At 42.1% G+C, this 23,981-nt stretch carries 24 protein-coding genes and 2 tRNA genes; 25 read left to right on the forward strand and 1 reads right to left on the reverse strand.

All coding sequences use genetic code 11. The features are described from left to right. Positions 1-117 precede the first annotated feature (117 nt). The 23 genes from glcT to WD019_RS04595 all read left to right on the forward strand — a co-directional run bounded on the left by glcT (position 118) and on the right by WD019_RS04595 (position 21,988). Positions 118-960: a glucose PTS transporter transcription antiterminator GlcT gene (gene glcT, locus WD019_RS04485; RefSeq protein ID WP_026676499.1), complete on the forward strand. Its 843-nt coding sequence runs from the start codon at positions 118-120 to the stop codon at positions 958-960. A 153-nt stretch (positions 961-1,113) separates the two neighbouring features. After that, the gene (ptsG, locus tag WD019_RS04490; protein ID WP_425710773.1) at positions 1,114-3,162 is read left to right on the forward strand and encodes a glucose-specific PTS transporter subunit IIBC; all 2,049 of its coding nucleotides are present in this window, start codon (positions 1,114-1,116) and stop codon (positions 3,160-3,162) included. 23 nt (positions 3,163-3,185) lie between these two features. Next, positions 3,186-3,452 carry a phosphocarrier protein HPr gene (locus WD019_RS04495; RefSeq protein WP_026676497.1) on the forward strand — a complete coding sequence of 89 codons (267 nt, stop codon included), beginning with the start codon at positions 3,186-3,188 and terminating at the stop codon, positions 3,450-3,452. Further along, positions 3,452-5,164 (forward strand): phosphoenolpyruvate--protein phosphotransferase, encoded by a 1,713-nt coding sequence (gene ptsP, locus WD019_RS04500; RefSeq protein ID WP_026676496.1) that lies wholly within the window; start codon positions 3,452-3,454, stop codon positions 5,162-5,164. Before WD019_RS04495 ends, ptsP begins: the two co-directional genes overlap by 1 nt. 148 nt (positions 5,165-5,312) lie before the next feature. Beyond that, positions 5,313-6,110: a glutamate racemase gene (gene racE / locus WD019_RS04505; RefSeq protein WP_026676495.1), complete on the forward strand. Its 798-nt coding sequence runs from the start codon at positions 5,313-5,315 to the stop codon at positions 6,108-6,110. A gap of 91 nt (positions 6,111-6,201) precedes the next feature. Next, complete coding sequence (locus WD019_RS04510) at positions 6,202-7,254, forward strand: GerMN domain-containing protein (protein WP_425710774.1); 1,053 nt, start codon at positions 6,202-6,204, stop codon at positions 7,252-7,254. Positions 7,255-7,370: 116 nt separating this feature from the next. Beyond that, on the forward strand, positions 7,371-8,144 hold the full coding sequence (gene rph / locus WD019_RS04515) for a ribonuclease PH (RefSeq protein ID WP_026676493.1): 774 nt from the start codon (positions 7,371-7,373) through the stop codon (positions 8,142-8,144). Further along, on the forward strand, positions 8,122-8,727 hold the full coding sequence (locus WD019_RS04520) for an XTP/dITP diphosphatase (protein WP_425710775.1): 606 nt from the start codon (positions 8,122-8,124) through the stop codon (positions 8,725-8,727). The genes rph and WD019_RS04520 overlap by 23 nt, the downstream gene beginning before the upstream one ends. Next, entirely contained in the window at positions 8,724-9,242 is a 519-nt protein-coding gene (locus WD019_RS04525) for a metallophosphoesterase (RefSeq protein ID WP_026676491.1), read from the forward strand. Before WD019_RS04520 ends, WD019_RS04525 begins: the two co-directional genes overlap by 4 nt. Before the next feature lie 84 nt (positions 9,243-9,326). Then, a tRNA-Gly gene (locus WD019_RS04530) sits at positions 9,327-9,400 on the forward strand. Between the two features lie 62 nt (positions 9,401-9,462). Beyond that, positions 9,463-9,539: transfer RNA gene (locus WD019_RS04535), tRNA-Arg, on the forward strand. Positions 9,540-9,648: 109 nt separating this feature from the next. Next, positions 9,649-10,617 (forward strand): tyrosine-type recombinase/integrase, encoded by a 969-nt coding sequence (locus tag WD019_RS04540; protein WP_425710776.1) that lies wholly within the window; start codon positions 9,649-9,651, stop codon positions 10,615-10,617. A 232-nt stretch (positions 10,618-10,849) separates the two neighbouring features. After that, entirely contained in the window at positions 10,850-11,911 is a 1,062-nt protein-coding gene (locus WD019_RS04545; protein ID WP_425710777.1) for a hypothetical protein, read from the forward strand. A 392-nt stretch (positions 11,912-12,303) separates the two neighbouring features. After that, positions 12,304-12,501, forward strand: coding sequence for a hypothetical protein (locus tag WD019_RS04550; protein WP_425710778.1), 198 nt, complete (start codon positions 12,304-12,306; stop codon positions 12,499-12,501). Between the two features lie 37 nt (positions 12,502-12,538). Further along, positions 12,539-12,892, forward strand: a complete 354-nt coding sequence (locus WD019_RS04555) for a hypothetical protein (protein WP_425710779.1) — start codon at positions 12,539-12,541, stop codon at positions 12,890-12,892. 577 nt (positions 12,893-13,469) lie between these two features. Next, on the forward strand, positions 13,470-13,712 hold the full coding sequence (locus WD019_RS04560) for a hypothetical protein (protein WP_425710780.1): 243 nt from the start codon (positions 13,470-13,472) through the stop codon (positions 13,710-13,712). A 424-nt stretch (positions 13,713-14,136) separates the two neighbouring features. Beyond that, the gene (locus tag WD019_RS04565) at positions 14,137-14,754 is read left to right on the forward strand and encodes a recombinase family protein (RefSeq protein WP_425710781.1); all 618 of its coding nucleotides are present in this window, start codon (positions 14,137-14,139) and stop codon (positions 14,752-14,754) included. Positions 14,755-15,732: 978 nt separating this feature from the next. Further along, entirely contained in the window at positions 15,733-16,185 is a 453-nt protein-coding gene (locus tag WD019_RS04570) for a helix-turn-helix domain-containing protein (protein ID WP_425710782.1), read from the forward strand. A 904-nt stretch (positions 16,186-17,089) separates the two neighbouring features. Then, complete coding sequence (locus WD019_RS04575) at positions 17,090-17,329, forward strand: helix-turn-helix domain-containing protein (RefSeq protein WP_425710783.1); 240 nt, start codon at positions 17,090-17,092, stop codon at positions 17,327-17,329. 12 nt (positions 17,330-17,341) lie between these two features. After that, positions 17,342-17,560, forward strand: a complete 219-nt coding sequence (locus tag WD019_RS04580; RefSeq protein ID WP_425710784.1) for a hypothetical protein — start codon at positions 17,342-17,344, stop codon at positions 17,558-17,560. After that, a complete protein-coding gene (locus WD019_RS04585; protein ID WP_425710785.1) occupies positions 17,557-18,417 on the forward strand; it encodes a hypothetical protein in 861 nt (286 codons plus the stop codon). The genes WD019_RS04580 and WD019_RS04585 overlap by 4 nt, the downstream gene beginning before the upstream one ends. After that, positions 18,417-18,623: a hypothetical protein gene (locus WD019_RS04590; RefSeq protein WP_425710786.1), complete on the forward strand. Its 207-nt coding sequence runs from the start codon at positions 18,417-18,419 to the stop codon at positions 18,621-18,623. The genes WD019_RS04585 and WD019_RS04590 overlap by 1 nt, the downstream gene beginning before the upstream one ends. A 143-nt stretch (positions 18,624-18,766) precedes the next feature. Further along, the gene (locus tag WD019_RS04595; RefSeq protein WP_425710787.1) at positions 18,767-21,988 is read left to right on the forward strand and encodes a phage tail tape measure protein; all 3,222 of its coding nucleotides are present in this window, start codon (positions 18,767-18,769) and stop codon (positions 21,986-21,988) included. A 138-nt stretch (positions 21,989-22,126) separates the two neighbouring features. On the opposite strand, the gene WD019_RS04600 is transcribed toward WD019_RS04595, so the two are convergent. Continuing rightward, positions 22,127-22,357, reverse strand: coding sequence for a helix-turn-helix domain-containing protein (locus WD019_RS04600; RefSeq protein WP_425710788.1), 231 nt, complete (start codon positions 22,355-22,357; stop codon positions 22,127-22,129). Positions 22,358-22,569: 212 nt separating this feature from the next. Here WD019_RS04600 and WD019_RS04605 point away from each other — a divergent pair, with 212 nt between their 5' ends. Next, positions 22,570-23,244: a hypothetical protein gene (locus tag WD019_RS04605; RefSeq protein ID WP_425710789.1), complete on the forward strand. Its 675-nt coding sequence runs from the start codon at positions 22,570-22,572 to the stop codon at positions 23,242-23,244. Positions 23,245-23,341: 97 nt separating this feature from the next. After that, complete coding sequence (locus tag WD019_RS04610) at positions 23,342-23,656, forward strand: hypothetical protein (RefSeq protein WP_425710790.1); 315 nt, start codon at positions 23,342-23,344, stop codon at positions 23,654-23,656. The last annotated feature ends 325 nt before the right edge of the window (positions 23,657-23,981 follow it).

Consider the following 23,981-nt stretch of genomic DNA (forward strand, 5'->3'; position numbering starts at 1 on the left):
ATAAAGTTCATCCAATTTCCTAATTCCACGTTTTGCATTTGATAAACAAAGACAGTTAAGCTATGATGAAACCATTGTGATATTTTTTCAGGTAGATCGGGGAAAGGGTTGTATGGGATGAATGGATCATTTCAAGTGAAAAAAGTGTTAAATAACAATGTTGTTATCGCTGGCAACATGCAGTATTCGGAACTGATCATGATAGGAAAAGGAATCGGCTTTGGAAAGAAGAAAGGCGATACGATTTCAGAGGAAATGGTGGACAAGCTGTACGTGTTAAGTACGCAAAAAGAAAAAGAGCAATATTTGAATTTAATTCATTCCATCGACGACAAAGTTTTGGACGCCATTAATGAAGTCATTACCCTTATTGAAACAAGATTGCAGACGAAACTATATAAACATATTCATATTGCCTTAACCGACCATATCGCATTTGCCATTAAAAGAATCGAACAAGGGATGGATATTAAAAATCCGTTTCTTGCAGAAACAAAAACGATCTATCCAACCGAATATAAGATCGCGAAAGAAGTAATTGATATGATATGGCAAAAAATTGGGATCAGGCTTCCAGAAGGGGAAATTGGCTTTATCGCACTTCATATCCATAGTGCAATTACCAATAAAAATATTAGTGACATTAATCACCGCTCCCGATTAGTGAACCGGCTCATTCAAGTGATTGAGGATTCTCTTCAAGTCGAAATCGATTATGAAAGCATTAACTTTCTTCGGCTAGTCAGACATTTACGTTATGCCATTGAACGAATTGAGCAGGGAGACGATTATACAGAAAAACAAGAAAAATTGGCAAAGCTGTTGAAAGAAGAATATCCGATATGCTATAATCTTGCGTGGAAGCTAATGAAGATTATGCAAAATGAATTAAATAAACCAGTATCTAATGCGGAAGCGGTTTATTTAACATTGCATTTGCAAAGGCTTTCACCCCAATAAAATAAACAATCTTTATTTGCGTGTTACTGATTCGATCAGGCATGAGTGAAAAGACGATGGTGATTATTTAATGGGTAAATCAATGCCCGTTAAGTAATGACGTCTATTCATTCATGCCTTTTTTGTTTACATTACAAAAAAGGAGGATCCTAGATGTGGAAGAAGTTTTTTGGAGTCTTGCAACGTGTAGGTAAAGCATTAATGCTCCCTGTTGCGATCTTGCCTGCGGTTGGATTATTGTTAGGATTCGGCAACGCGATACAAAATCCTGCAACATTAGAAAAGTTTCCTGCCCTTGATGTTCATTGGGTACAAATGATCGCCCAGGTAATGGAACAATGCGGCAACATTGTGTTTTCAAACTTAGCGCTTCTCTTTGCCGTAGGGGTAGCGGTAGGGCTTGCCGGTGGTGAAGGGGTGGCCGGGCTTGCAGCCATTGTCGGCTTCTTAATGATGAATGTGACAATGGGTGTTTTGAAAGGGGTTACCCTTAAAGCTGCAGAATCCGGACATGATCAGGCAATTGCCTCGGTATTAGGCATTCCAACATTGCAGACGGGTGTCTTTGGAGGCATTATCATCGGTATTTTGGCCGCATCTTTATATAAACGGTTTCATAATATCGATTTGCCCCCGTATTTAGGTTTTTTTGGAGGAAAACGATTTGTTCCGATTATTACAGCGGTTACATCCATTGCATTGGGAATTATTATGATCTTTGTTTGGCCGCCTATCCAAAATGGCTTAAATGCATTTTCGCATGCCATGATTGACCAAAATAGAACACTCGCAGCTTTTGTTTTTGGTGTCATTGAACGGGCACTTATTCCTTTTGGATTGCACCACATTTTTTATGCCCCGTTCTGGTATGAATTTGGCGAGTATGTAAACAAAGCAGGACAAGTGGTTCATGGTGACCAGCGAATTTTCTTTGAGCAATTAAAGGATGGCGTTCCGCTAACTGCTGGAACATTTATGACCGGCAAATTCCCGTTTATGATGTTTGGTCTGCCAGCCGCAGCTCTCGCGATTTACCACGAAGCGCGGCCAGAACATAAGAAAATGGTTGCTGGTATAATGGGTTCCGCCGCTTTAACATCTTTTTTAACCGGGATAACGGAACCGATTGAGTTTTCATTTTTATTCGTCGCACCAGTGTTATTTGGCATTCATTGTATTTTTGCTGGTCTTTCATTTATGATCATGCAAATCTTAAATGTAAAAATTGGATTGACATTCTCTGGCGGTGTCATTGATTTTCTTCTTTTCGGCGTTTTTCAAGGCCGGACAAGATGGTGGCTCGCCATTATCGTAGGTCTCGTATTTGCAGTGATTTATTATTTCGGATTCCGGTTTGCCATTCGGAAATTTAATTTAAAAACGCCGGGACGAGAAGTAGTGGAAGAAGGAGAGGAAACAAAGGGCTCCGAATCCGAAAAAGATTCACTTGCCGCTAACATTCTTGAAGCACTTGGCGGAAAGGAAAATTTGACAAATCTTGATGCTTGTATTACTCGTCTTCGCGTATCTGTAAAAGATGCAAAAAATGTCGATAAAAACCGCTTGAAAAAGCTTGGTGCATCGGGCGTCCTTGAAATGGGAAATAACATTCAAGCCATTTTTGGAACGCGTTCTGATACGATTAAAAGTGAAATTAAAGATATAATAGATGGTAAGGTGATTATCGCCAAAAAAGATAAAGAAGAGGGAGACGAAACTGACGTGTTTTTCAAAAAGAAAAAAAAGCAAGAAAGTATTGCAGCACCGTTAGACGGAAAATTGCTTCCGATCACGGAAGTCCCGGATCAAGTTTTCTCCGAAAAAATGATGGGTGACGGCTTTGCTGTCGAACCTGCAAATGGTACAGTCGTATCACCGGTTAACGGCAAAGTAGTGAACGTCTTTCCGACGAAGCACGCGATTGGACTCGAATCCGAAGATGGCCGTGAAATTTTAATTCATTTTGGAATTGATACGGTTAAATTAAATGGAGAAGGTTTTGAAACGTTTGTAAAAGAAGGCGACACGGTTAAACAAGGGCAGAAATTGTTGGAAGTGAACATTTCTGAAGTGAAGGAACGTGTACCTTCTATCATTACACCGATTGTCTTTACCAATCTGTCAGAAGGGGAAGCGATTCAACTCGTAAAAACAGGAAATGTGACAAAAGGTGAAGAAAATATAATTGCAATTAAAAAATAATGAGTGGAAAGAGGTTTTTAATTATGGCAGAAAAAACATTTAAAGTAACAAGTGATTCTGGAATTCATGCGCGTCCCGCAACATCTCTAGTAAATCAGGCGGGGCAATTCAGTTCTGATATTACGCTTGAGTATAACGGGAAAAGCGTCAATTTGAAATCGATAATGGGAGTTATGAGTCTTGGCATCCCAAGCGGTGCAGAAATTGTTGTGAAAGCGGAAGGCGCTGACAGCGAAGAGGCAATTTCAGCGATTGAAGCAATTATGAAGAAGGAAGGACTTGGTGAGTAATGTCTGAAATCATTTCAGGTATTGCTGCATCAAATGGAATTGCGATTGCTAAAGCATTTCTGCTCGAACAACCTGATTTAACGATCGAGAAAAAAGAAATAAGCGATGTGCAAAGCGAAATCGATCGCTTTACAAATGCAGTTCAAAAGGCAAAGGGAGAGCTTGAGAAAATAAAAGATCAAGCGTTTAATGAACTTGGAGAGGATAAAGCAGCGATTTTTGCTGCTCATCTCCTCGTTCTTGAAGATCCGGAGTTAATTGATGCGGTAAAAGGAAAAATCGAAAATGAAAAAGTAAATGCCGAAAGTGCGATGGATGATATTTCTTCGATGTTTATTTCCATGTTTGAACAAATGGATAATGAATATATGAAAGAAAGAGCCGCCGATATTCGCGATGTTTCTAAACGTGTGCTTGCTCATCTTTTAGGCGTGCAATTTATGACACCGGCAAATATTTCGGAAGAAGTCATCGTCATCGCCGATGATTTGACACCGTCTGATACTGCCCAATTAAACAGAAAGTTTGTAAAAGGCTTTGCGACGAATATTGGGGGCAGAACGTCACACTCCGCAATCATGGCGCGTTCAATGGAAATACCGGCGGTCGTTGGCACAAAACAAGTAACGAAGAAATTGTCTAACGGCAACATCGTCATTATCGACGGCATTAATGGAGAAGTTATCATCAACCCGAATGATAATGAAATCGCTCTTTACGAAGAAAAACAGAAAGAATATGATGCGCAAAAAGCCGAATGGGCCAAGCTTCTTCACGAAAAAACAGTGACAAAAGACGAAAAGAGAGTTGAGCTTGCTGCTAACATTGGCACACCTGAAGATGTCAAAGGGGTATTAAACAATGGTGGTGAAGGTGTCGGCCTTTACCGTACAGAATTTTTATATATGGGAAGAGACCAGCTTCCAACTGAAGAAGAACAGTATAACGCTTATAAAGAAGTACTCGTGGCGATGGAAGGAAAACCTGTTGTCATCCGTACCCTGGATATTGGCGGCGACAAAGAGTTGCCGTACCTCGATCTACCAAAAGAAATGAATCCGTTCTTAGGATTCAGGGCCGTTCGGCTATGCCTGGAAGAACAGGAAATATTCAGAACGCAGCTAAGAGCATTACTAAGGGCAAGCAGGTATGGCAATTTGAAAATTATGTTCCCGATGATCGCGACATTGGATGAGTTCAGGCAAGCAAAGGCTGTCTTAATGGAAGAAAAAGAGAAGCTCATCAATGAGGGAGTAGAAGTATCCGATTCATTTGAAGTTGGAATGATGGTAGAAATCCCTGCAACGGCCGTAATGGCTGACCGCTTTGCGAAAGAAGTGGACTTTTTCAGCATTGGAACGAATGACCTTATACAATACACGATGGCTGCAGACCGTATGAATGAACGGGTTTCATACCTTTATCAGCCATACAATCCTGCAATCCTCAGACTTGTAAAAATGGTCATTGATGCTGCCCATAAGGAAGGAAAATGGGTTGGCATGTGCGGGGAAATGGCGGGTGATCCGATCGCTATTCCAATATTGCTAGGACTTGGTTTAGATGAATTCTCAATGAGTGCTTCTTCCATTTTACCTGCAAGAAGCCAGATTTCCAGGCTTTCAAAAGCGGAAGTCGAGAAGCATATCGAGACGATCTTGAATTTAAATACAAATGAAGAAGTAATTACTTATGTCAAGGAAACGTTTTAAAAATAAGAGCTGCATTTCGCAGCTCTTTATTTATAAGACTTGAAGAATAACCAGATACATAGTTTAATTAAAAGCAGTGATGTGAAAAAGTGGGCTAAACAACCCGGAAAAACATCTAAGTATGGCGATAGAAAGAAGAGAAGAGATAATGGATAAACCAATAGGAGTAATTGATTCAGGTGTTGGAGGTTTAACGGTAGCAAAAGAAATTATGCGCCAGCTTCCGAAAGAAGAAATTTATTATTTAGGGGATACCGCGCGTTGTCCGTATGGGCCAAGACCGCTTGAAGAGGTTAGGAAATTTACTTTGCAGTTAGTGGACTTTTTGCTCCACAAAGGAATTAAAATGCTTGTCATTGCCTGTAATACAGCGACAGCGGCCGTTCTTGACGACATTAAAAAAAGCCTTCCGATCCCTGTAGTGGGAGTTATTCATCCCGGAGCCCGGACTGCTTTGAAAATGACGAAAAACAACCATGTGGCGGTAATAGGCACTGTTGGTACAATCAACAGCAAATCTTATGAAAATGCTCTTAAAAGCATTAATAGCGATGTGAAAGTGGAAAGTTTGGCCTGCCCAAAATTTGTTCCGCTTGTTGAAAATGGGGAGCTTGACAGTGAGAACACGTTCTCTGTTGTTAGCGAAACGCTGCAGCCGTTAAAAACAATGTCAATTGACACGCTTATTCTCGGTTGTACGCATTATCCTTTATTGCGGCCTGTTATTCAACAGGTGATGGGCAAACATATTCGTCTGATTTGTTCAGGTGCGGAAACAGCCCGCGAAGTTTCCACCATTCTGGACCATAGCGGGTTGCTTTTTACCGGCGGGCGCTTGCCGCAGCATCAATTTTTTTCAACTACCGATAACGGACATTTCCTGGAAATTGCGAATCATTGGCTGGATATAAAAGTAAGTAAAGTCGAATTTATAACGCTGGGATAAAATCTTTAAAGATTTTATCCCTTTTTTTACTGGTCTAAATCGATCGATAGCTCGTATACATAGTAGTACAAACACTCAGGGAGGGAAACGTATGTACAAAAAGTTCCGGGTAGGGGCACCGCTCGCCGTTTTATCAGTTTCATTGCTGATATCAGGTTGCGGGTTTGGGGGGGAAAAGGCAGGAAATGAACTAGATCCCCCAAAAAAAGTGAACTATGAAAATTCATTGGACAATAAAAAGGGGTCAAAAACAGCGGTAAAAAGTAACATGGTCAAAAGGCAGTTGTTTTTAATGGACAAAAACGGTCTCGTTGTTCCGCAAATGCTCGAACTGCCAAAGTCAAAATCACCAGCCGAAAAACAGGTGCTCGAATATTTAGTGAAAGACGGACCGGTTTCCAATATGCTGCCGAACGGTTTTCAAGCAGTTTTGCCGGCGGATACCGAAGTGTTGGGCGTCAATGTGAAAGGTGGGACGGCGACCGCTAATTTTTCGAAAGAATTTAAGGATTATGAGGCAAAGAATGAACAAAAAATATTACAGGCGATCACGTTCACCCTCACACAATTTCACTCGATTAAAAATGTGAAAATCCAAATCGAAGGCAAAGACTTGAAATCAATGCCTGTAAATAATACGCCGATCGGTAATGGTGTAAGCAGGGCGGATGGTATCAATATTGAAGCGGGAGATGTCGTTGATCTAACAAACAGTGAAAGTGTAACTCTTTATTTTATCAATGAAGATAATAATCAAAAATATTACGTTCCGGTAACGAGACGAGTTGCGAAAACAAGCGATGAGGATCTCGTAACTGAAACGGTTAATGAACTCATTAAAGGCCCTTCTTTTACAAGCAATCTCCAGTCCGACTTCCGTGAAGATGTCAAGCTTTTAACGAAACCTACTGTAAAAAATGGCGTAGTAACCTTAAATTTTAATGAAGCCGTACTGCAAAATAAACGGGATCATACGATTGCGGATGATGCGTTAAATTCCATTGTATTATCGCTGACTGAATTACAAGATATTCAAAAAGTGGCAATTCAAGTTGACGGGAAAGAACGTGTCATGAAGGAAAACGGAAAAAAACTGACTACTCCTGTTTCAAGACCGAAAATGGTAAACACGCGTGAATTTTAAATAAAGATAGAGTATGATACGATAAAGAGGTGGCTTATCGCTATCTCTTTTTCACATGATTGGAAACAGGAAGGCAATACTAAACGAAGCAAAGAAACATAACAGGAGGTTGCCATATGAGAGTAGACGGAAGAAATGGAAATGAATTAAGAACGGTTTCGATTGAAAAAGATTACATAAAACATCCGGAGGGCTCGGTATTAATCTCAGTCGGAAATACGAAAGTGATTTGTTCTGCAAGCATTGAAGAACGAGTTCCTCCTTTTATGAGGGGCCAGGGGAAAGGCTGGATTACAGCAGAATATTCGATGCTGCCTAGAGCAACGGAACAACGCACGATTCGCGAATCAAGCAAAGGAAAAGTGTCAGGACGAACAATGGAAATACAGCGCTTAATCGGAAGGGCTCTTCGCTCGGTTGTCGATTTAGACAAAATCGGCGAACGCACCATTTGGATTGACTGTGATGTCATTCAAGCAGATGGCGGGACACGAACAGCTTCCATCACAGGAGCGTTTGTTGCGATGACGCTTGCTTTAGGAAAATTATTGGAAAATAAAACGCTTGCTGAACTTCCTATTAAAGATTATCTTGCCGCTACATCAGTCGGGATTGATCCTGAACTTGGCCCGATTTTGGACTTAAATTATGCAGAAGATTCAAATGCGAGCGTTGATATGAACATCGTAATGACGGGAAGTGGTCAATTTGTAGAACTGCAAGGAACGGGGGAAGAAGCTACGTTTTCTTATAATGAGCTGCAAATATTGCTTGATTTAGGTAATAAAGGTGTAAAAGAACTTATAAATATTCAAAAGGAAACATTAGGGGAACTCGTAAATTTAATTAAAATAAAAGGTGAAGAAAATGAAAGTGATCATCGCAACTAAAAATAGAGGGAAAGTAAAGGAATTTGAGGCGCTTTTTGAAGAGAAGGGGATTCAAGTCGAATCGCTTTTAGATTTCCCGGATGCGCCGGACGTGGAAGAGACAGGGGCGACCTTTGCTGAAAACGCAAAAATCAAAGCCGAAACAATCGCAATGAAATTAAATATGCCAGTCATCGCTGACGATTCGGGGCTTGTTATTGATGCGCTGGATGGCAGACCGGGTGTTTTTTCTGCCCGGTATGCGGGGGTAGAAAAAAACGATGAAAAAAATATAGACAAAGTTCTAAAAGAGATGGAGTCTGTGGAAAATAGCAAGCGCACGGCCCGCTTCGTCTGTGCCCTTGCTGTTGCTATTCCCGGAAAAGAAACATTGATTGTCGAAGGACGCTGCGAAGGGCAAATTACAAGAGAACGAGTGGGAACGTATGGATTTGGCTATGATCCAATTTTTTATGTGCCAAAATTGAATAAAACAATGGCAGAGCTTCCGAAAGAAGAAAAAAATAAAATCAGCCATCGAGCAATGGCTATTCAAAAGCTTGGTGAAAACATGAGTTTCCTTTTAAAGGGGACTTCAGCATGAAAGTCTTAATCGTAAGTGACAGCCATGGTCTGCATAAAGAGTTATTGGACATGAAAGAGCGGCATAAAGATGAGGTAAAGGCAATGATCCATTGTGGTGATTCCGAATTATCCGTTCATGATAAGGGATTGCAAGGTTTCATTGCAGTCAAAGGAAATATGGATTTTAGAGCACCTGAACTACCAGATGAAGCGATTGAACATATTGGTGAAACTTGTTTTTATATTACTCACGGCCATTTATATAATGTCAAAATGTCGTTTCTTTCGATTAGCTTTAGGGGAGAAGAAATTGGCGCGGACATCGTTTGTTTTGGCCACTCCCATGTTGCCCAGGCTTTTGAACGGAATGGACGGATTTTCATTAATCCGGGTAGCATTCGCCTCCCTAAAGGGCGTCAAGATAAAACGTATGCCATTTGCGACATTCAAAATAAAGAGGTCACTGTGCATTTTTATACGATAGAAGGCGAAGAGCTAACAGAGTTGCGAAACACTTTTTTTCGGGGAGAATAATTTTCCTCGAAAAAAGTGTTGACATCTAATATAAGATGCTGTATATTAAATTATGTCGCTGATAGTTATACGAAATAACAACTTGCGGGTGTAGTTTAATGGTAAAACAAGAGCCTTCCAAGCTCTGGTCGTGAGTTCGATTCTCATCACCCGCTCCATATTTTAATCTATAAGAAAATCTATACGTTTTCTAGTTAAATGAATATCATATTTTGTTCTTGTCCCAGTAGCTCAGCTGGATAGAGCATACGCCTTCTAAGCGTACGGTCGGGAGTTCGAATCTCTCCTGGGACGCCATCTAATCGATTATACATACGGTATAAACCGCGTAATATAAGCCTTCTGATTCGTTAGTTGAATCGGTCAATGAACCGGTCAACAACGAGTTAGGAGGCTTATTTTTGTTATGACGAAAAGAAAAGCGTCATTAACGATTAATACGGATTTATCGAACATATTTAACGGACAAGCTGTACGGAAAAATATCGTCGGGTTTTCGATGGAGAAAGCACTAAATACTGTTATCCGCCAAATGAAGGCAGCAGGATTACGAGAACGTACGATTAGTGACTACGAATTACACGTTAACCATTTTATCGAAATTACAAATACTCAAGTAATCGAAGAATTAACCGCGGACCATATTTATCTTTGGCTATCGTCAATGAACGTAAGCAATCAAACGAAATTAACACGGTTGAAGTGTTTAAAAGCGTTCCTGGGGCGTTGTTTTGACAACGGTTGGCTTGAAACAAATTTCTGGCGGAATATCAAAATCAAAGTTGACAGTCCGGTTAAGGAAGGCGCAACAGATCGAGAAATAAAATTACTTCTATCCTTGCTCGACTTAACACGCTTTATTGAATTACGGGATGCGGCTGCAATTTTAATTATGTATCATATGGGACTGCGGGTCGGTACATTAGCGAAATTAGAAAACAAGCACGTAAACGTTGATGCAAAGTTGCTAAAAATTGATGGCGGCATTATTAAAAACCACGAATCGATTTATCTTCCATTTGATGACGTTTTAGCTCGCGTGCTTGAGACATTAATAAAACAGAATGATATTATTCGCAGAGAACACAACGTAAAAAACAATTATTTATTCATTACGAAAAAGGGTGGACCTATCGCAACAAGCCCAACTAATAACAACATTACAAAACGGTTATGCAAATATTCAAAAGAGTATGGGCTAAAGAACATCAATCCACACGCATTAAGACGGGGGTTTGCGAAGAATTTACTTAAGAAGGGCGCAAATATTGCGTTAATATCAAAAGCTCTAGGACATAGCGATATGGCCGTTACAACGCGATATTTACATTTAGATAAGGAAGAGGTCGCAGAAAGTTTACGAAAATTTATCTAGATTTTTCTGATTCACAAATAGTAGAGCAATACAAGGAAGTAGAGGAAAAGGATAATTTAGAAATTTAATACAAAAAGAAAAAAAGCGAGACATACCCGAAGGTACGCCTCACCAACCAATTAATATTATAGCGAAAAAAGAGCGTTAACACAAGCTTTAGTTCGTTGTGTGCGAGAAATGGAACGTACGTTTCTGCTTCGGTTATGTCTCCGAGAAGGGGATCGATTTAATAATGGAAAGTGTAATCTACGCAGGGGACACGGCTGCAATGCGAAAGCTCTCGGAATTCCGCAGCCTAGACGACTTTAATATGTACTATCGACAATTGAAACTAACGATTAAGAGCGAGCTCCGTCCGTCCTGGGAGCGCATCCTCGATCAATTATTCGAGGCATCGTGCGGTATGATCGGGGTGACATTCTTTCGCCGCTTAACACTTGCGGAGAGAGCCGAATGTGGCAAGACAAGCCTGGACGACTTCCAACGTTATGCAAAAAAGAGGGGATTCTTACGTATCGTACGGGCTCAATCGCCGAAAGACGGCAAGAAGAAGCGAGGCGGAGACGCACATCTAGTTTACGTATTCCAACCGATAGAGGACCTTCTCGACCTTCCATGCGAAGAGGATACGTCCACTCGAATAGATCGGGAACCGTTTCGGGAGGCGTTATTCGGGAGCCGTCGAAACTCTAAAAAGGCTTGTGACTCTACTGCCGGAGGAAAACAAAACGAATCCCTATCAAGTTTTTCTTTTAGCAAGAACTCTAAAAAAGAATTAAATACATACATAGAAGATGTCAAAGATGTTCAGAACACGCAAATTTTCCAAAACGAAAATACAATCGACTTCAAAAACTACGAACAAGATGCGGAAATATTTGCAGTAGTCGCAGGGGTACCGGAAGAAGTCATTTCGGAACTCTCTCGTGGTTTCGGAACTACGGAGATAATCGAACTATGGGTTAGCATTCGGCGCACTCTTACGAAGTATAAGGCGAAGTTCGAGGACTATTCTGATGCGATCGTCGAGGCTATTCGTTCTACGATTAACGCTTACAAGCGTAAAAGTAGCAAAGGAGAACGATTCAACTTCGCTCGATACCTTTGCGGAACTATTAAACGTATCATTGCGAAAAACTTAAAGCAAAACATAGAAGAGAGGCGCAGCTTGCCGACCACTTTCGGGTACAATTGGCTTGCGCAGCCAACGGAAAACGAATACTTGACGGCAAACCTTCTCGGAGTGATCGACGACATACTTGCTGACGGAGTGGACTTCGAACTCCCGTATTAAGAGGGGTAATACAGTTAGTAACGTTTGTATTGCGGGACGCATGCGATTTTAGTCGTGTTTTATCTTACGGGGCATCCGTATTCGGGTGTGGAAGAGTCTCATGACGAGTTTTCTTATCCCGAGTTCGGATTATCTAACGCATGTTCTAACGTGTTTTCCGTTATGTAGGAGCCCTGCTTTCGAATAGACGGTATGACTTCGCCTACTACCCATTCCTCGAAGCGTTCGGCATTCGGATTATGTACGGACGCAAAAAAATTTTTTCATGTTAAAAATGCTAACATTTCTTTATTTACAAGGGTTTTGAGGGTTGATCCCGATTTCGTAGAAAGTGTGGAAAGAACAAATATCTAATACAATATATCTAGTCTGAAAATAGGAGGTGAACATTAGTGCGGTACATAAAAAAAGTGGAGATTGTCGATGTGGTTGTAGTGTTATTATTCTTCACGTGGATAGATGAAACGGACTTGTCACATTTGACGCTGCACAAAAAAATAACTCTCGGAATGTACGGATTAGTTTTTGTCCTATTTATTATCAAGTACGTATTGGCTTTTCGAGAGGAGTATCATGAGTCTAAGCAGTAGGTTTTACTTGTATTAAAAAGAAATGGAGGGATTACTCTTGCCAAAAAGTAAGAAAAAGAAGCATAAGAAGGTTCAAAAACGAACGGTGGTAAATGAACTAGAAAGTTTCCCGTTTGAGCATATTGTTCCTACCAACGACGTGGACCAGTTTGCATTCATAGAACCGCCTACTATTAAAAAAACTCACAATATCGCAGGTTTGTGGTTAGTAGTAGGGAAAATAATAACAGAGGGTCCCCTCGGTCGTGCTCAATGGAAACAAGCCCCGTGGTTAGTATTTGCGCAAAAGGAAAAACTTAATATTCCTATTATGTCTTTTGCTACAAGAGAAGAAGCGGAAAGTTTTGCTTTAGGAGCTAATAAAGAGCTTTTAGACAAAGGCATTATATAATCTGATTTCCACTCGGCGGCAGCATGCAAGCACAACTACTTACAAATATTTAACTACGGACTTAATGTCCGCACAGTAGTAAAGGATAGTGAGCCGTGGTTCGTTGTCGAGGAGTTTGCGACATATGAGAAAATTAAGCGGCAGTAGGCTGAAAAGAAAAGCAAGGTACTTCGGTTAGAGGCTTCACTCGCCTTTTTTCGCATACTCAAGAAGGAGTTACGAAAGATAGATCGAAATAATCGAAATACAAGTATAAAACGTCTTATTCGACAAGTCGGCTAGAGTGACGGGATATTTTCGAGTTTTTGCCGTTTTTTGTAAAACGGAGGTCCATACAGTTACTACTGTTTACCGATTGTAAACATACGTATTCTAGTCGATAGGTTGGAAGAATAGCGAAAGATCAACGATTATACGTTAACCTATCGAATTACAATCGTTAACATATTGAAAGTCTGGTGGAAATGAATTGTTCGCATCCACTTGAAGCGGGGAGCGGAAGAGGTATTCAAAACTCGGGGGGCTTATAGAAAAATGTGGTATAATAATACCAATATATTTAGAGAGGAGGGATAATATGTCTGATATAAATGTTCAAACAACTCCAACTCCAATTCAACGTAATGCTTTCGATGTTGCTATAGAATTAACGGAGTTGCATAGGTCTAAGAAAGGTATGAATTTTAAAGCCGAAGACATTGAAGAAACATTTGCCAAGTACTACGCTTTGGTAAGAGTTCTTGAGTCAAGTTCATATGATAGACTTCAAGAGTTAGTTTCAGAGGATATTTTATCAAAGTTAATGGCAAATAATTATTAACTGTCACCGTCGCTATGCGGCGGTTTTATATTTTATAAAAAAGGGCGCCGCCTAAACGAAAAAGCGACGCAGGAAGTAATTAGTAGAAATGATTGGAGAGAGTCGAAATCATTCTCCCTTCCCCCGTTGCGCTTTGTTTGCATATTAACGGGAGGTGATTTGCTTGTGTGGCTAGGGATAAGTTACCGAGATACTCCCAATCCTATTATTATTATACCACAATTAGAAAGAGTTTAGCCATTCGTGTCCTTTCTCTTTTAGAGTCTATTTAAGTACACATTAATAGACGTTTTAATTAAACGTCTTTTTTAGTTTATAAATATTGATTTTAAACTTTATGAACGTCTATAAAATAAAATTGACTTTTATGTACTATTTTTGTATGATGTGCTTAAGAAATTAGACGTGAAGAGAGGTTCTACATATGAATTCAAAAACTTTTGCCTATGTAAGAGTAAGTAGCAAACAACAGAATGAACAGAGACAAATCGAGACTATGTTAAATCTCGGTATTGAGGAACGAGACATTTTCATCGATAAACAAAGCGGAGCCTCCTTCGATCGGCCGCAATACCAAACGTTAAAGAGTGTACTACGAAAAGGAGATACGGTCGTGTTCGATAGTATAACCCGGATGGGACGTAACATGGACCAGACGCTTAAAGAATATCGCTACTTCGTAGAGAACGGCATTAACTTGAAATTTGTTAAGGAACCGATGCTCGACACGGACTCACAAAAGGATGACGTTATTCTTTTGGCGATACAACAAGCGGTACTTGCTATTCTTGCAGCATTCGCTCAAAAAGAGCGCGAGGAGATTAGAACGAGACAGGCCGAAGGAATCGCAATAGCTCAAAAGAAAGGTATCAAATTCGGTAGACCATCGCTCGAGCTTCCGCAGAACTGGGAGAACTTATATGAACGATGGAAGTCGGGAGAAATTAAGGCGGTCGACTTTATGCGGAAGGTCGATATGAAGAAAGCGACATTTTACAAGAAAGTTAAAGAATACGAATCAAAGTTATGCGGCAGGGCGTAGGCTCTCCCGCTTTTTTTATACATCCGTATAGGCTTGCGCATTGGCTATTATAGCCTCGTATAAGCCCGTAGGAAGCCGATAGAGCCCGTTTGCTACGTCAGCAATGCGATTCCTTCCTACTTTCGTAAAAGCCGTCTTTCGGCGTTCTAGAGGGCGTGAAGGCGATCGTAGACACAATGTAAGTCAAGTCGCGTTCTTAACGGAGGTTAGACAAGCGGGCGACTCATCCGGTCTACTCAACGCAGCAGGAACGAGAGGAAACGGAATTGCTTCAACGATTAAAACAATCGCCTTTCTTTCGGTTCTCCTTTCTCCTTCATCGATTGGAAGATTCTCGACCAATTTTAAAACGTCAATCTTCGAAGCCATGAAAGTTTTGTTCGCATTTACTTCGAAAGGGAAAACAACAAAAAAAGCGAAAGGAATCGAGCTTCGTTTTCTTCGATCTTTTTAATTGCATCAAAAAAGCATTCGAGATTCGAAAGAACTTCGGCTTCCGGTCGAAAGTGACTGCGTAAGAGGACGACTGGGACGCTGCGTCTCCGAATCCCGTTTCCCCCAAGCCGCCCGCCTCCGGCCGCCTGGACTACCGTATAAAAATAGCGCATATCATTTTTCAACTCGAGGGGTTTTTCGAAAAGCGAAAAGCCCTTCGGGTGCTTCCGAAAAAGGGCATTCGAATAGATAGCATAAGGTTTAAAAATGTTCCGGAGGTCAAACAGTTACCGACGGTCGCACAGTAACCATACCGAAGGACGACGAGTTCTACGGTGGAGAACTGAAAGACCTCGAGATCAGGCAAAAATGCGGTTCTAGACCGCAGGGGATGAGAGTGGGGCTCCCTTCTCCTTCTTAGTTAGTGTAGCATAAAAATCTGTACAGATATAATATTTCGAGTATCATTCTCGGAACCTCTTAAGCTAATAATCGCAAGAGGACTATAAATGTCCTGCGATATTTATTAGGAGGTAACTCAATATGACTGTCTACGACAAAACGAAAAAATACGATGGAATGGTTTTCTTCAAGCGTCCGAAAGATACTCTTAATTACTTGTATCTCGATAAAGTAAACGCATCGACTCTTCTTATATACGACCTTTTATGCGATTACTATAATTCCGAGAAGGGCTACGCATATCCCTCGATGGATACTCTCGCATTAGATAGTGGAATGACTAGACAAGCGGTCGGAACTCACGTTAAGGTACTCCACGAATACGGACTCGTGAAGATTTTCGTCGAAAAGAGGAAAGGGAATAAGAAGGGTGAGGGCTACAAATATAAGCCGCAGCTTCCATTGTCGAGAGAAGAGCTATTTAAAAGATATCCGGAAGCCCGTAAGCGGTATGAGAAGAAGGCTAACAAAATCAAAGATAGATATGAAAAGCCCGAGATCGTTGAAGTGAAAATCGGGGATATTAGGTTTTAATGTTAAGAAAGTTATTAAAGACCACTAGATTTTTGAGTTTATATGTTAAGAATCCTTACCATATCTAGACTTATAGAACTAGACTTAAAAGAACTAGACTTATAAAGATTACGCATGCGATAAAAAACAATCGCATACGTAGACACGTATAAAATCTTATTCGAATGAAAATATACTATTAATTCTTACGAATGTATAAACGAAGGGAAGAGCATGCGATAAGAATAAAGAACGATAATTAAACGAAGTAAAAGAAGCCCCGCTGCACCCGATGCGTAAAGTCTACATATCGGGCCTTACATAACAGGTCTTACCGCTGCGATTTCTTTTTCGAAACTATGTATCATCCTCCAGAGTTCTTACGCTAACTATCACGAATAACAAAAAAACTGTATGGCAAGAACGGGGGAATTAGCGAATCGGTGCTCGACTTCTCTTCGTCTACTACGACCATCCTCCGGTCGTGCCGCGTAGTTAGTAAGGTAAAAGTTACGAGTGAAAAAGGTATTATCATGCGGTATTTATATGTGAAAATTACTTTAAAGTATACAAAAAGCATAAGCGCGGTGCTTCTATATTTTATGTCGGAGGTTTAACTACCTTCTTTACGAGTCTTTTAACTTTTGCATTGACACGTCCCCTTTGAAAAGGAGCGCATCTAACCGAGGAGAAATACGATTAAATTGCGCTCCTAAATTATTTTAATACCGAAGTTGGGGCGGTATTTCCCATCATACCGCCTAATTTACGAGGGAATTGTTTCTCTCGAATAGCACTCGCCAATGGAAGAAACATCGAACAAAGCTACGTAGTCTACCGTTTCCGGACTGAGTAGGGCAAGACCGCAGGGGTCGCGTATGCGGCTCCTTTCTTTTTAAAACAATCGCAAGGAGGCGATTTGAATATGGAATATAACATCGAGCTACAAGGCCGCGACCTAATCACTTTTCGGAATGCGCACTCGCTATCGAGGCGACAGCTAGCGGAGAAAGTCGGGCTCTCGTATAGTTACATCGCTGCGATCGAAAAGGACGAAGTCCGAATCAGCGAGGAAACCGAGAATCGCATTCGTGACATTTTAGGAATTACAGACCATCGATTAGAGCGATATCGTTCACTATCCGAAGCACTTCGAAACGTATAGGAGGAAATAGGAATGCCGAGACATACGGGCACGCTACGGGAAATCGATAGGGAAAAGGAAAACATTCCGGATTATTTGTTGCGAAGGGACCGTTATCCGGAGTGGGCGAAAGAGCTAATGAAAGAGCTCGATATCTTACCGAAGCGACAGCCCTGCCGTAACAATAGAAATAAACGTTACAAGCGATCTTTTCGAAATTACGAAAACAAAACTAGGAGGAATCACGTATGACAAACACGTTAAAAGACGCGCAAAATAAAATCCACTTCGCACAAACGCTACGAGGGGAATACACAAAGTTCTTTCGCGAAGTATTAGACGAGTATAGATCGAAAAAGGGATTAATTAGCTCTAACCGTGAATTAAGCGATGAAGGAAAGCGAAAGCAAATCGAAAAGCTGAACGCAGTATATGAACGTAAATTCCTCGAGCTCTCACGCGATCTCCAGAGAGAGGCGAAAAAAGCTGCGAAAGAAGCGAAACAGACTGCGGAGGTACTACTTGTATCCGAGCTACCGAAAGTAGACGCTCATAAACGCAGCCTATTCGATCGGAAAGTCGAAGAAATCGAAGCGAAGGTAAAATTCGCCCTTACTCCGGCTCGTGCAAAAGAAGCCTTAAGCGAGCTTTTGGCGTTAGCGGATGAGCCCGCACTCGCTCACGAAATTAAAGGGAAAATCCTCGCATTATCAGAGCATGTTATCTCGCTTGCGCCTCCTGCGGACCAATTAAATTTGCGTAAGGAGATCGGCGATCTTTATGATACTGCGGCTAGAAACGCTTTACCGGATGGAGCAGAAGATGCGAAGAAAGTAATCGAAACGGCAGACGGAATTTTAAACACTTCGGGTATTTCCTCGGCGGTTGAGATCGCGTTGCGCGAGGTATCGGTATGGACTAGCACTTATATTCACAACCCGGACGAATACCTTAATCAAGTGGCCGGATCGACTTCGAATGAGCAACAGACACAAGAGGCGGACGAACGTTTAAGGCAGCTTGCGGAAAAGGCGAGAACTACTGGAAGTATGGATGATAAACTCGCTTATATTTCAGCAAAAAGAGCTATTCAAGGAGGTGCGAAATAATGGGACGTAAAGCATTTGAACCGACAAGAATTTGCTCGAAATGTTTAGAGGTAAAGCCTTTTTCGGGGTTCGGCAAAGACAAAAATAGTCCTTATGGGATTCGGTCGGTATGTCGTAAGTGCTCAAATAAGCAAGCCAATAAGAACTACCATAAACGCCGGGCTTTAATTGCTGCGTTAATGGCCGAAAAGGAGGAAAACAACTAGTCGCCGCGTTAAAACAAAAATACTTATCGATGTATCGGGAGCCTTCGGGCTCCTTTTTTATTTATATCCAACAGCCGGAGACTATCGTTCTTCGGTTTTTTATTTCCTCCGATCAAAAATACAAGCTAAAGGAGACTTAAGTTATGACCGATGTTAACGCAGGAACGATCAAAGCGCGGATAATGCTCGAAAATAGAGATTTTAGAAGGGGAATGCAGCAAGCCCGGCAAGACATGCGTGCTTTTGAGAGCGAATCTTTACGACAAGCCCGTCAATTAAAGATTAGCCAATCGCAAATTAAAACGGGTTTAATGGGAATCGGAACCGCATCCGTAGCAGCGATTGGAGCCTCGATAATGACTGCGGCTCGTTTCGAGCAATCAATGGCGAAAGTAAAGGCGATCTCGGGAGCGACCGGAGAAGAGTTCGACGCATTAAAGCAGACAGCGAAGGACCTCGGAGCTACAACGGCCTATTCGAGTTCGCAAGCATCAGAAGGAATGGCACTACTCGCAGCCGCCGGATTCAAAACGAATGAGATTATCGACGCAATGCCTGGCCTCCTTAATCTCGCGGGAGCAGCGCAACTTGATTTAGCTACGTCCGCGGACTACCTCGGCTCGATTATGTCGGGATTCGGAATTAAGGCAAAGGACTCATCGCATGCGGTCGATGTCCTAGTTCAAGCGATGAATGACGCTAATACCGACCTCCCGGACCTTGCCGAAGCCATGAAGTACGTAGCTCCCGTTGCTGCATCAATGAAAATCCCATTCGAGGATACTGCGGCCGCTATAGCCTTGATGTCAAATTATGGAATACGAGGGTCCCAGGCAGGTACAACACTCCGCTCAACGTTATTATCGATGGCAAATCCGGTAGGTCAAGCCGAAGAAGCCATGAAGAAACTCGGAATATCATATAAGAACGCTAACGGCGAAATGAAGCCGTTACCGGAGATTCTTAACCATGTTTCGAAGAAAATGAGCGGGTTAACCGAAGCACAAAAAACGCAATACGCGGCGATGCTTGTAGGAACCGAGGCATCATCCGGATTCCTCGCTCTCTTAAATGAAGGAGGCGACACGCTTACGGACTTCGCAGATAAGTTGCGGACTTCCGATGGGGCAGCGGCGGACATGGCCGCGACAATGAAAAATACACTTCTCGGCGAATGGGATAACTTTACGTCTGCAATTGAAGGGCTCGGAATTAATATCGGTGAGGAGTTCCTTCCGGAAGCTAAAGCAGTTGTCGGGGTTGCGACCGATCTCGTCGATGCTCTTTCGAAAGTCAATCCGCAGTTTATTGAGCTTGCGTTAAAAATGGCAGCCGGTGGCTCGGCAGCGGGCGTATTATATTTTTCGCTTGCAAAACTCCCTCTTTTATTCCGTTCATTACAATTAGCAATGGGCCCTGCCGGATGGATTGCGCTAGGAGCCGGGGCTATTGCGGGGGCTTTACTTGACGTTAAGGATGCAACCGATGAAGTTAAGGTCAAAACTACGCAAGAAATTAAGGCGATAGCTGAAAGTGCGAACGCTCTTGAGGCAAAGGCAAATCGCTACGATCTTCTTCGTGCAAAAATGAAATGGACGAACGATCAATTCGCAGATTACCTCGATAATATGTCGAAAATGTCCAAGACATCCGATAAGAGCGCACTCGCGAAACTTGCGAAGGAGCAAGAGAATCTCGCTAAGAAATCCGGCCTATCCAAAAAGGAGATCGAGGAGCTCGTAAGCATCAACAAAGAGCTCGGGGATAAAGTTGCGAGTACGACAGACAAAGTAACAGAAGAGGGAACCGTCATGGTCACTTCGACCCGTGCAGTTCGTGAGCTTACGGCAGCAAAACGCGATCAAGTCCTCGCCGAGCTCGAGCTCAAAAAAGCGAAAGCCGCTGCGGACCACGTAAAGAACGTCGAAAAGGAAAAGAGGCTTACGCGAGAAGTCGCACAAATGACAAAAGAGCTCGCCGAACGCGAAGAGAGAATCAAACAACAGAAGCGAGACGTCGCAAATGCGCAGGAGGACTATAACGACAAGCTAAAGCACGGCAATGTCATAACGCAAAAGTTCGCTAAAAACGTGCTTGAAAACAAAAAGTCTATTTTGCAAGAATCGCAAGACTACCAAGTTTCTCTTATGAAACGGCGTAATGAGGCTCAACGGACTCTTGAAAAGATCAGGGAACAGCTTCGGGGCGAAAAACAGATCAACAATGAAATGGCGAGCATTATCCTTAAGCAAGTCGGCTTAAATGGAAATAAGCGAAACGGTCTAAGACTGATCGATGAAGAGATTCAAAAGACGGGTGAGGCAATTCAAAAGACCAATGCGAAAGCTAAAGCCGGAAAACTAAGCAATAAAGAAGCGAAGGAGCTCGTTAGACAATACGTCGATCACCTTAACCAATTAAATGAGGCGAAAGGGCTACTTGGACAATACGTCAAGCTCACCGACAAGGGGAAAAACGGCTCGAAGGAACAAGCGAAGGCGTGGAAAGAGCTTCAAAGCATCCTTAAGAAAAACGGTTATGAGATCGACAAAAGTACCGGACAAGTTCGGTCAATGAATAAAGAGGTCGATAAGACGAAAGAGAAAGCGAAGGACGCAAACAAGGAGCTCGGCAAAAAAGTTACGAAGGAAGTCAAAACAGACGACAAAGGCTCCAACTTGAGGAACCACAAGGAGGCAATAAAGCCGGGCGTTAAGGACGTTAAGACTGACGATAAAGGCTCGAATAAACTCAATCACGATTCTGCGACCAAGTCCGGGATAAAGACGGTTAGAGCGGATGATAGAGGCAGCAACGATCGCCTCCACAGGGCCGCGACCAAATCGGGAAGCAAAAATATTACGCTTCATTCCGGTAACTTCTCGTCGTGGCTTTACAATATTACGAAGCCCGTTTCCAAGACAGTTAATCTAGTCGGTCATGCGATCGGCTCCGCATGGAATAAGATTACGGGAAAAAGACACTCCGGAGGAACACTTCACGAGCTTCCGAAATATCATAACGGCGGCTCTCCGGCTCTTGACGGGCTCGGCGGTTCTTTCGAACGCTTTACTCCGCCAAAGTTCGATGAGGTCGATGTTCGCTTGCTACGTAACGAAATGGTTCTTACGCAGGGACAACAGGCGAACTTATTCCGAATGATTAGTTCGTTCGGTGAAATAGCCGAATCTCGTGTTAAGTCCGCTGCTGCTGCGCCATCCGTAATACAAACGGGGCCGAAAACGATAACGATTCAGACTCATTTAAACGGTAAAGTCCTCGCGGAGACAGTCGTAGATGACATTACGGAGCTGCAAAATCGTAAGCAACAGCAAGCAGCCCGAGCAAGAGGCGATATCTACTAGAAATCGATGCGGCTAGCGGCCTCTACAAGCGAATTAGAATCGAGAAGCCGCACAGTAGGTTAGCTCGATTCAATTACGAGCTTTAAAAAGACGGGGAGCTTTCGTGCTCCCTTGTCATTATATCTTTTTCCGAATCCATCAAGAATCCTCATCAACTTCCTTTAGTGAAATTATTTCGTTGATATCTCTTATATTAAACTCATTCGCAATCTTTTCTATATGTTCGAATTGTATTCTTTTCCTTTTTCCGTTAGAAAGCTCGCTAAGTGCTGCGTGTCGTATATCGGTTTTCCTCGAAAGTTCTCTTAAGGAAGAAATCCCCTCTCTTTGTAACAATTTATCAATATTGACTACTACTTTGAATGGCATTTTGTCTTCCTCCCACTATATTGTTAAGTTGACGTTACTCATAAGCGTACCATATAATCTTACTGCAACATGGTACTTATATGCGTACCAATATATTTAATTAGCGAATAGCGACTAAAGGGCTTTCGTTAATGTTTTATAAGAGAAGGGAGTACATTTAATCATTATCCACGTTTGAGCCCTTTCGTCATTCGCGGGGGAGGTTCCTATACATGGATAACAAAAAAATTAATAAGTTAGCTATCGAAGCCCAAAAGGACGTTCTTGCGTTACGTGCGGCGGGGACGAGTCTCCATGAAGAGAACTATACGGAGGCTATGTGGTTGCTCGGATTCGAGTTCGACGAAATCATCCGTAATCTACAAGATCGACACGGTTGCCATTTTAACAAAACGATGGATGTCGACGGCTCTACGGCTTATGAAAGACGACTTCGCAAACGACTAATGGAATGTACGATTACATACGATGGCAAACGAGACTTCGAAGGACTTGTTCGTCGGGCTTTCGAAAGAACGACTCGCGAATTTTATAAGCGTCGGACAGGCTTCGCTAAAAACGAGGATTCCGTCGACCGTTTGGCGCAAGGCAAGAACACGGAAGGGCGAGAAACGCAAGTTGTCCAATTCCTCGTACCGGATGAGCGAGCGAATACGGAGAGAATCGCAGAATCTCGCGAACTTGTCGGAATGATTCTCGAAAAATTCGGAACGGATGAGAAGAGGCGATACATACTCGCCCGACTTGCGGATGAAATGCGTCTTTCTGTATCCGATCTAGCTCGAGAAATCGCAGGGGAAACGATCGGTACGAAATTCAATTCGACTAGGCAGTTTATTACTCGATTTATCGTTGACATGCGGGAGTTTATTGCGAGCTACGCGTAGAAGCCCCCGTACATAGAATCGTTTTACAAGAAGGAGAAATGTCGCATGGGGTCGAATACCGTTTTGTAAAACATTTAGCAAAGGAGATAGAGACTACATGAGAGGATTTAACAACATTAACGCTTACAAGGATGAACAAGGTGAGATCGTAAAGATTCAACTACAAAAATATACCGCATCATACGAAAAGCCCGAGCTAATTACATCACTCGATGTTGTTATCGGAGGAGAATACGTGGTAAAGCCCGAGAATCCACTCAAGCTAAAACACCGTGATCGCATCGTAACGGTTCATAAGTTTGTAGAAGATCACATCGGAAATCCGATTAAAGCAGCGGTCAAATTCAAAGATAATGGTCGAGTAGGAAGAGTCGATGTTACCGACCTCGCTGCGCTTGAATATAAAAAGTAGTTCGAGAGCCGGGAAATAAGCAAAAGTACACAAAATAATACATATTGCGGAAAAAGGCGTAATTTAACGTACGCACGTTGGTTAACGTTAGTAGAAAAAAGCGTACCAAAACGTAAATTACGCATAAAAATAGACAATCACACGTGTAGTTTCTTCATTACTTCATTATTCGTATCAGTGCTAGTAACGAGCATCCAGATGCGGTTAGAAAATATGTCGACTATTTGCATAATTATCCGTATTGACGAGTTTGTATATATAATGGTAGAATTTTTTCAAACGGTCAGTTGTTCGTCTCAATGACCGATTCAACAAGCGAATGGAC

It is taken from the genome of Fictibacillus sp. Mic-4, from assembly GCF_049843615.1.
GTDB classification, from domain to species: domain Bacteria; phylum Bacillota; class Bacilli; order Bacillales; family Fictibacillaceae; genus Fictibacillus_A; species Fictibacillus_A gelatini.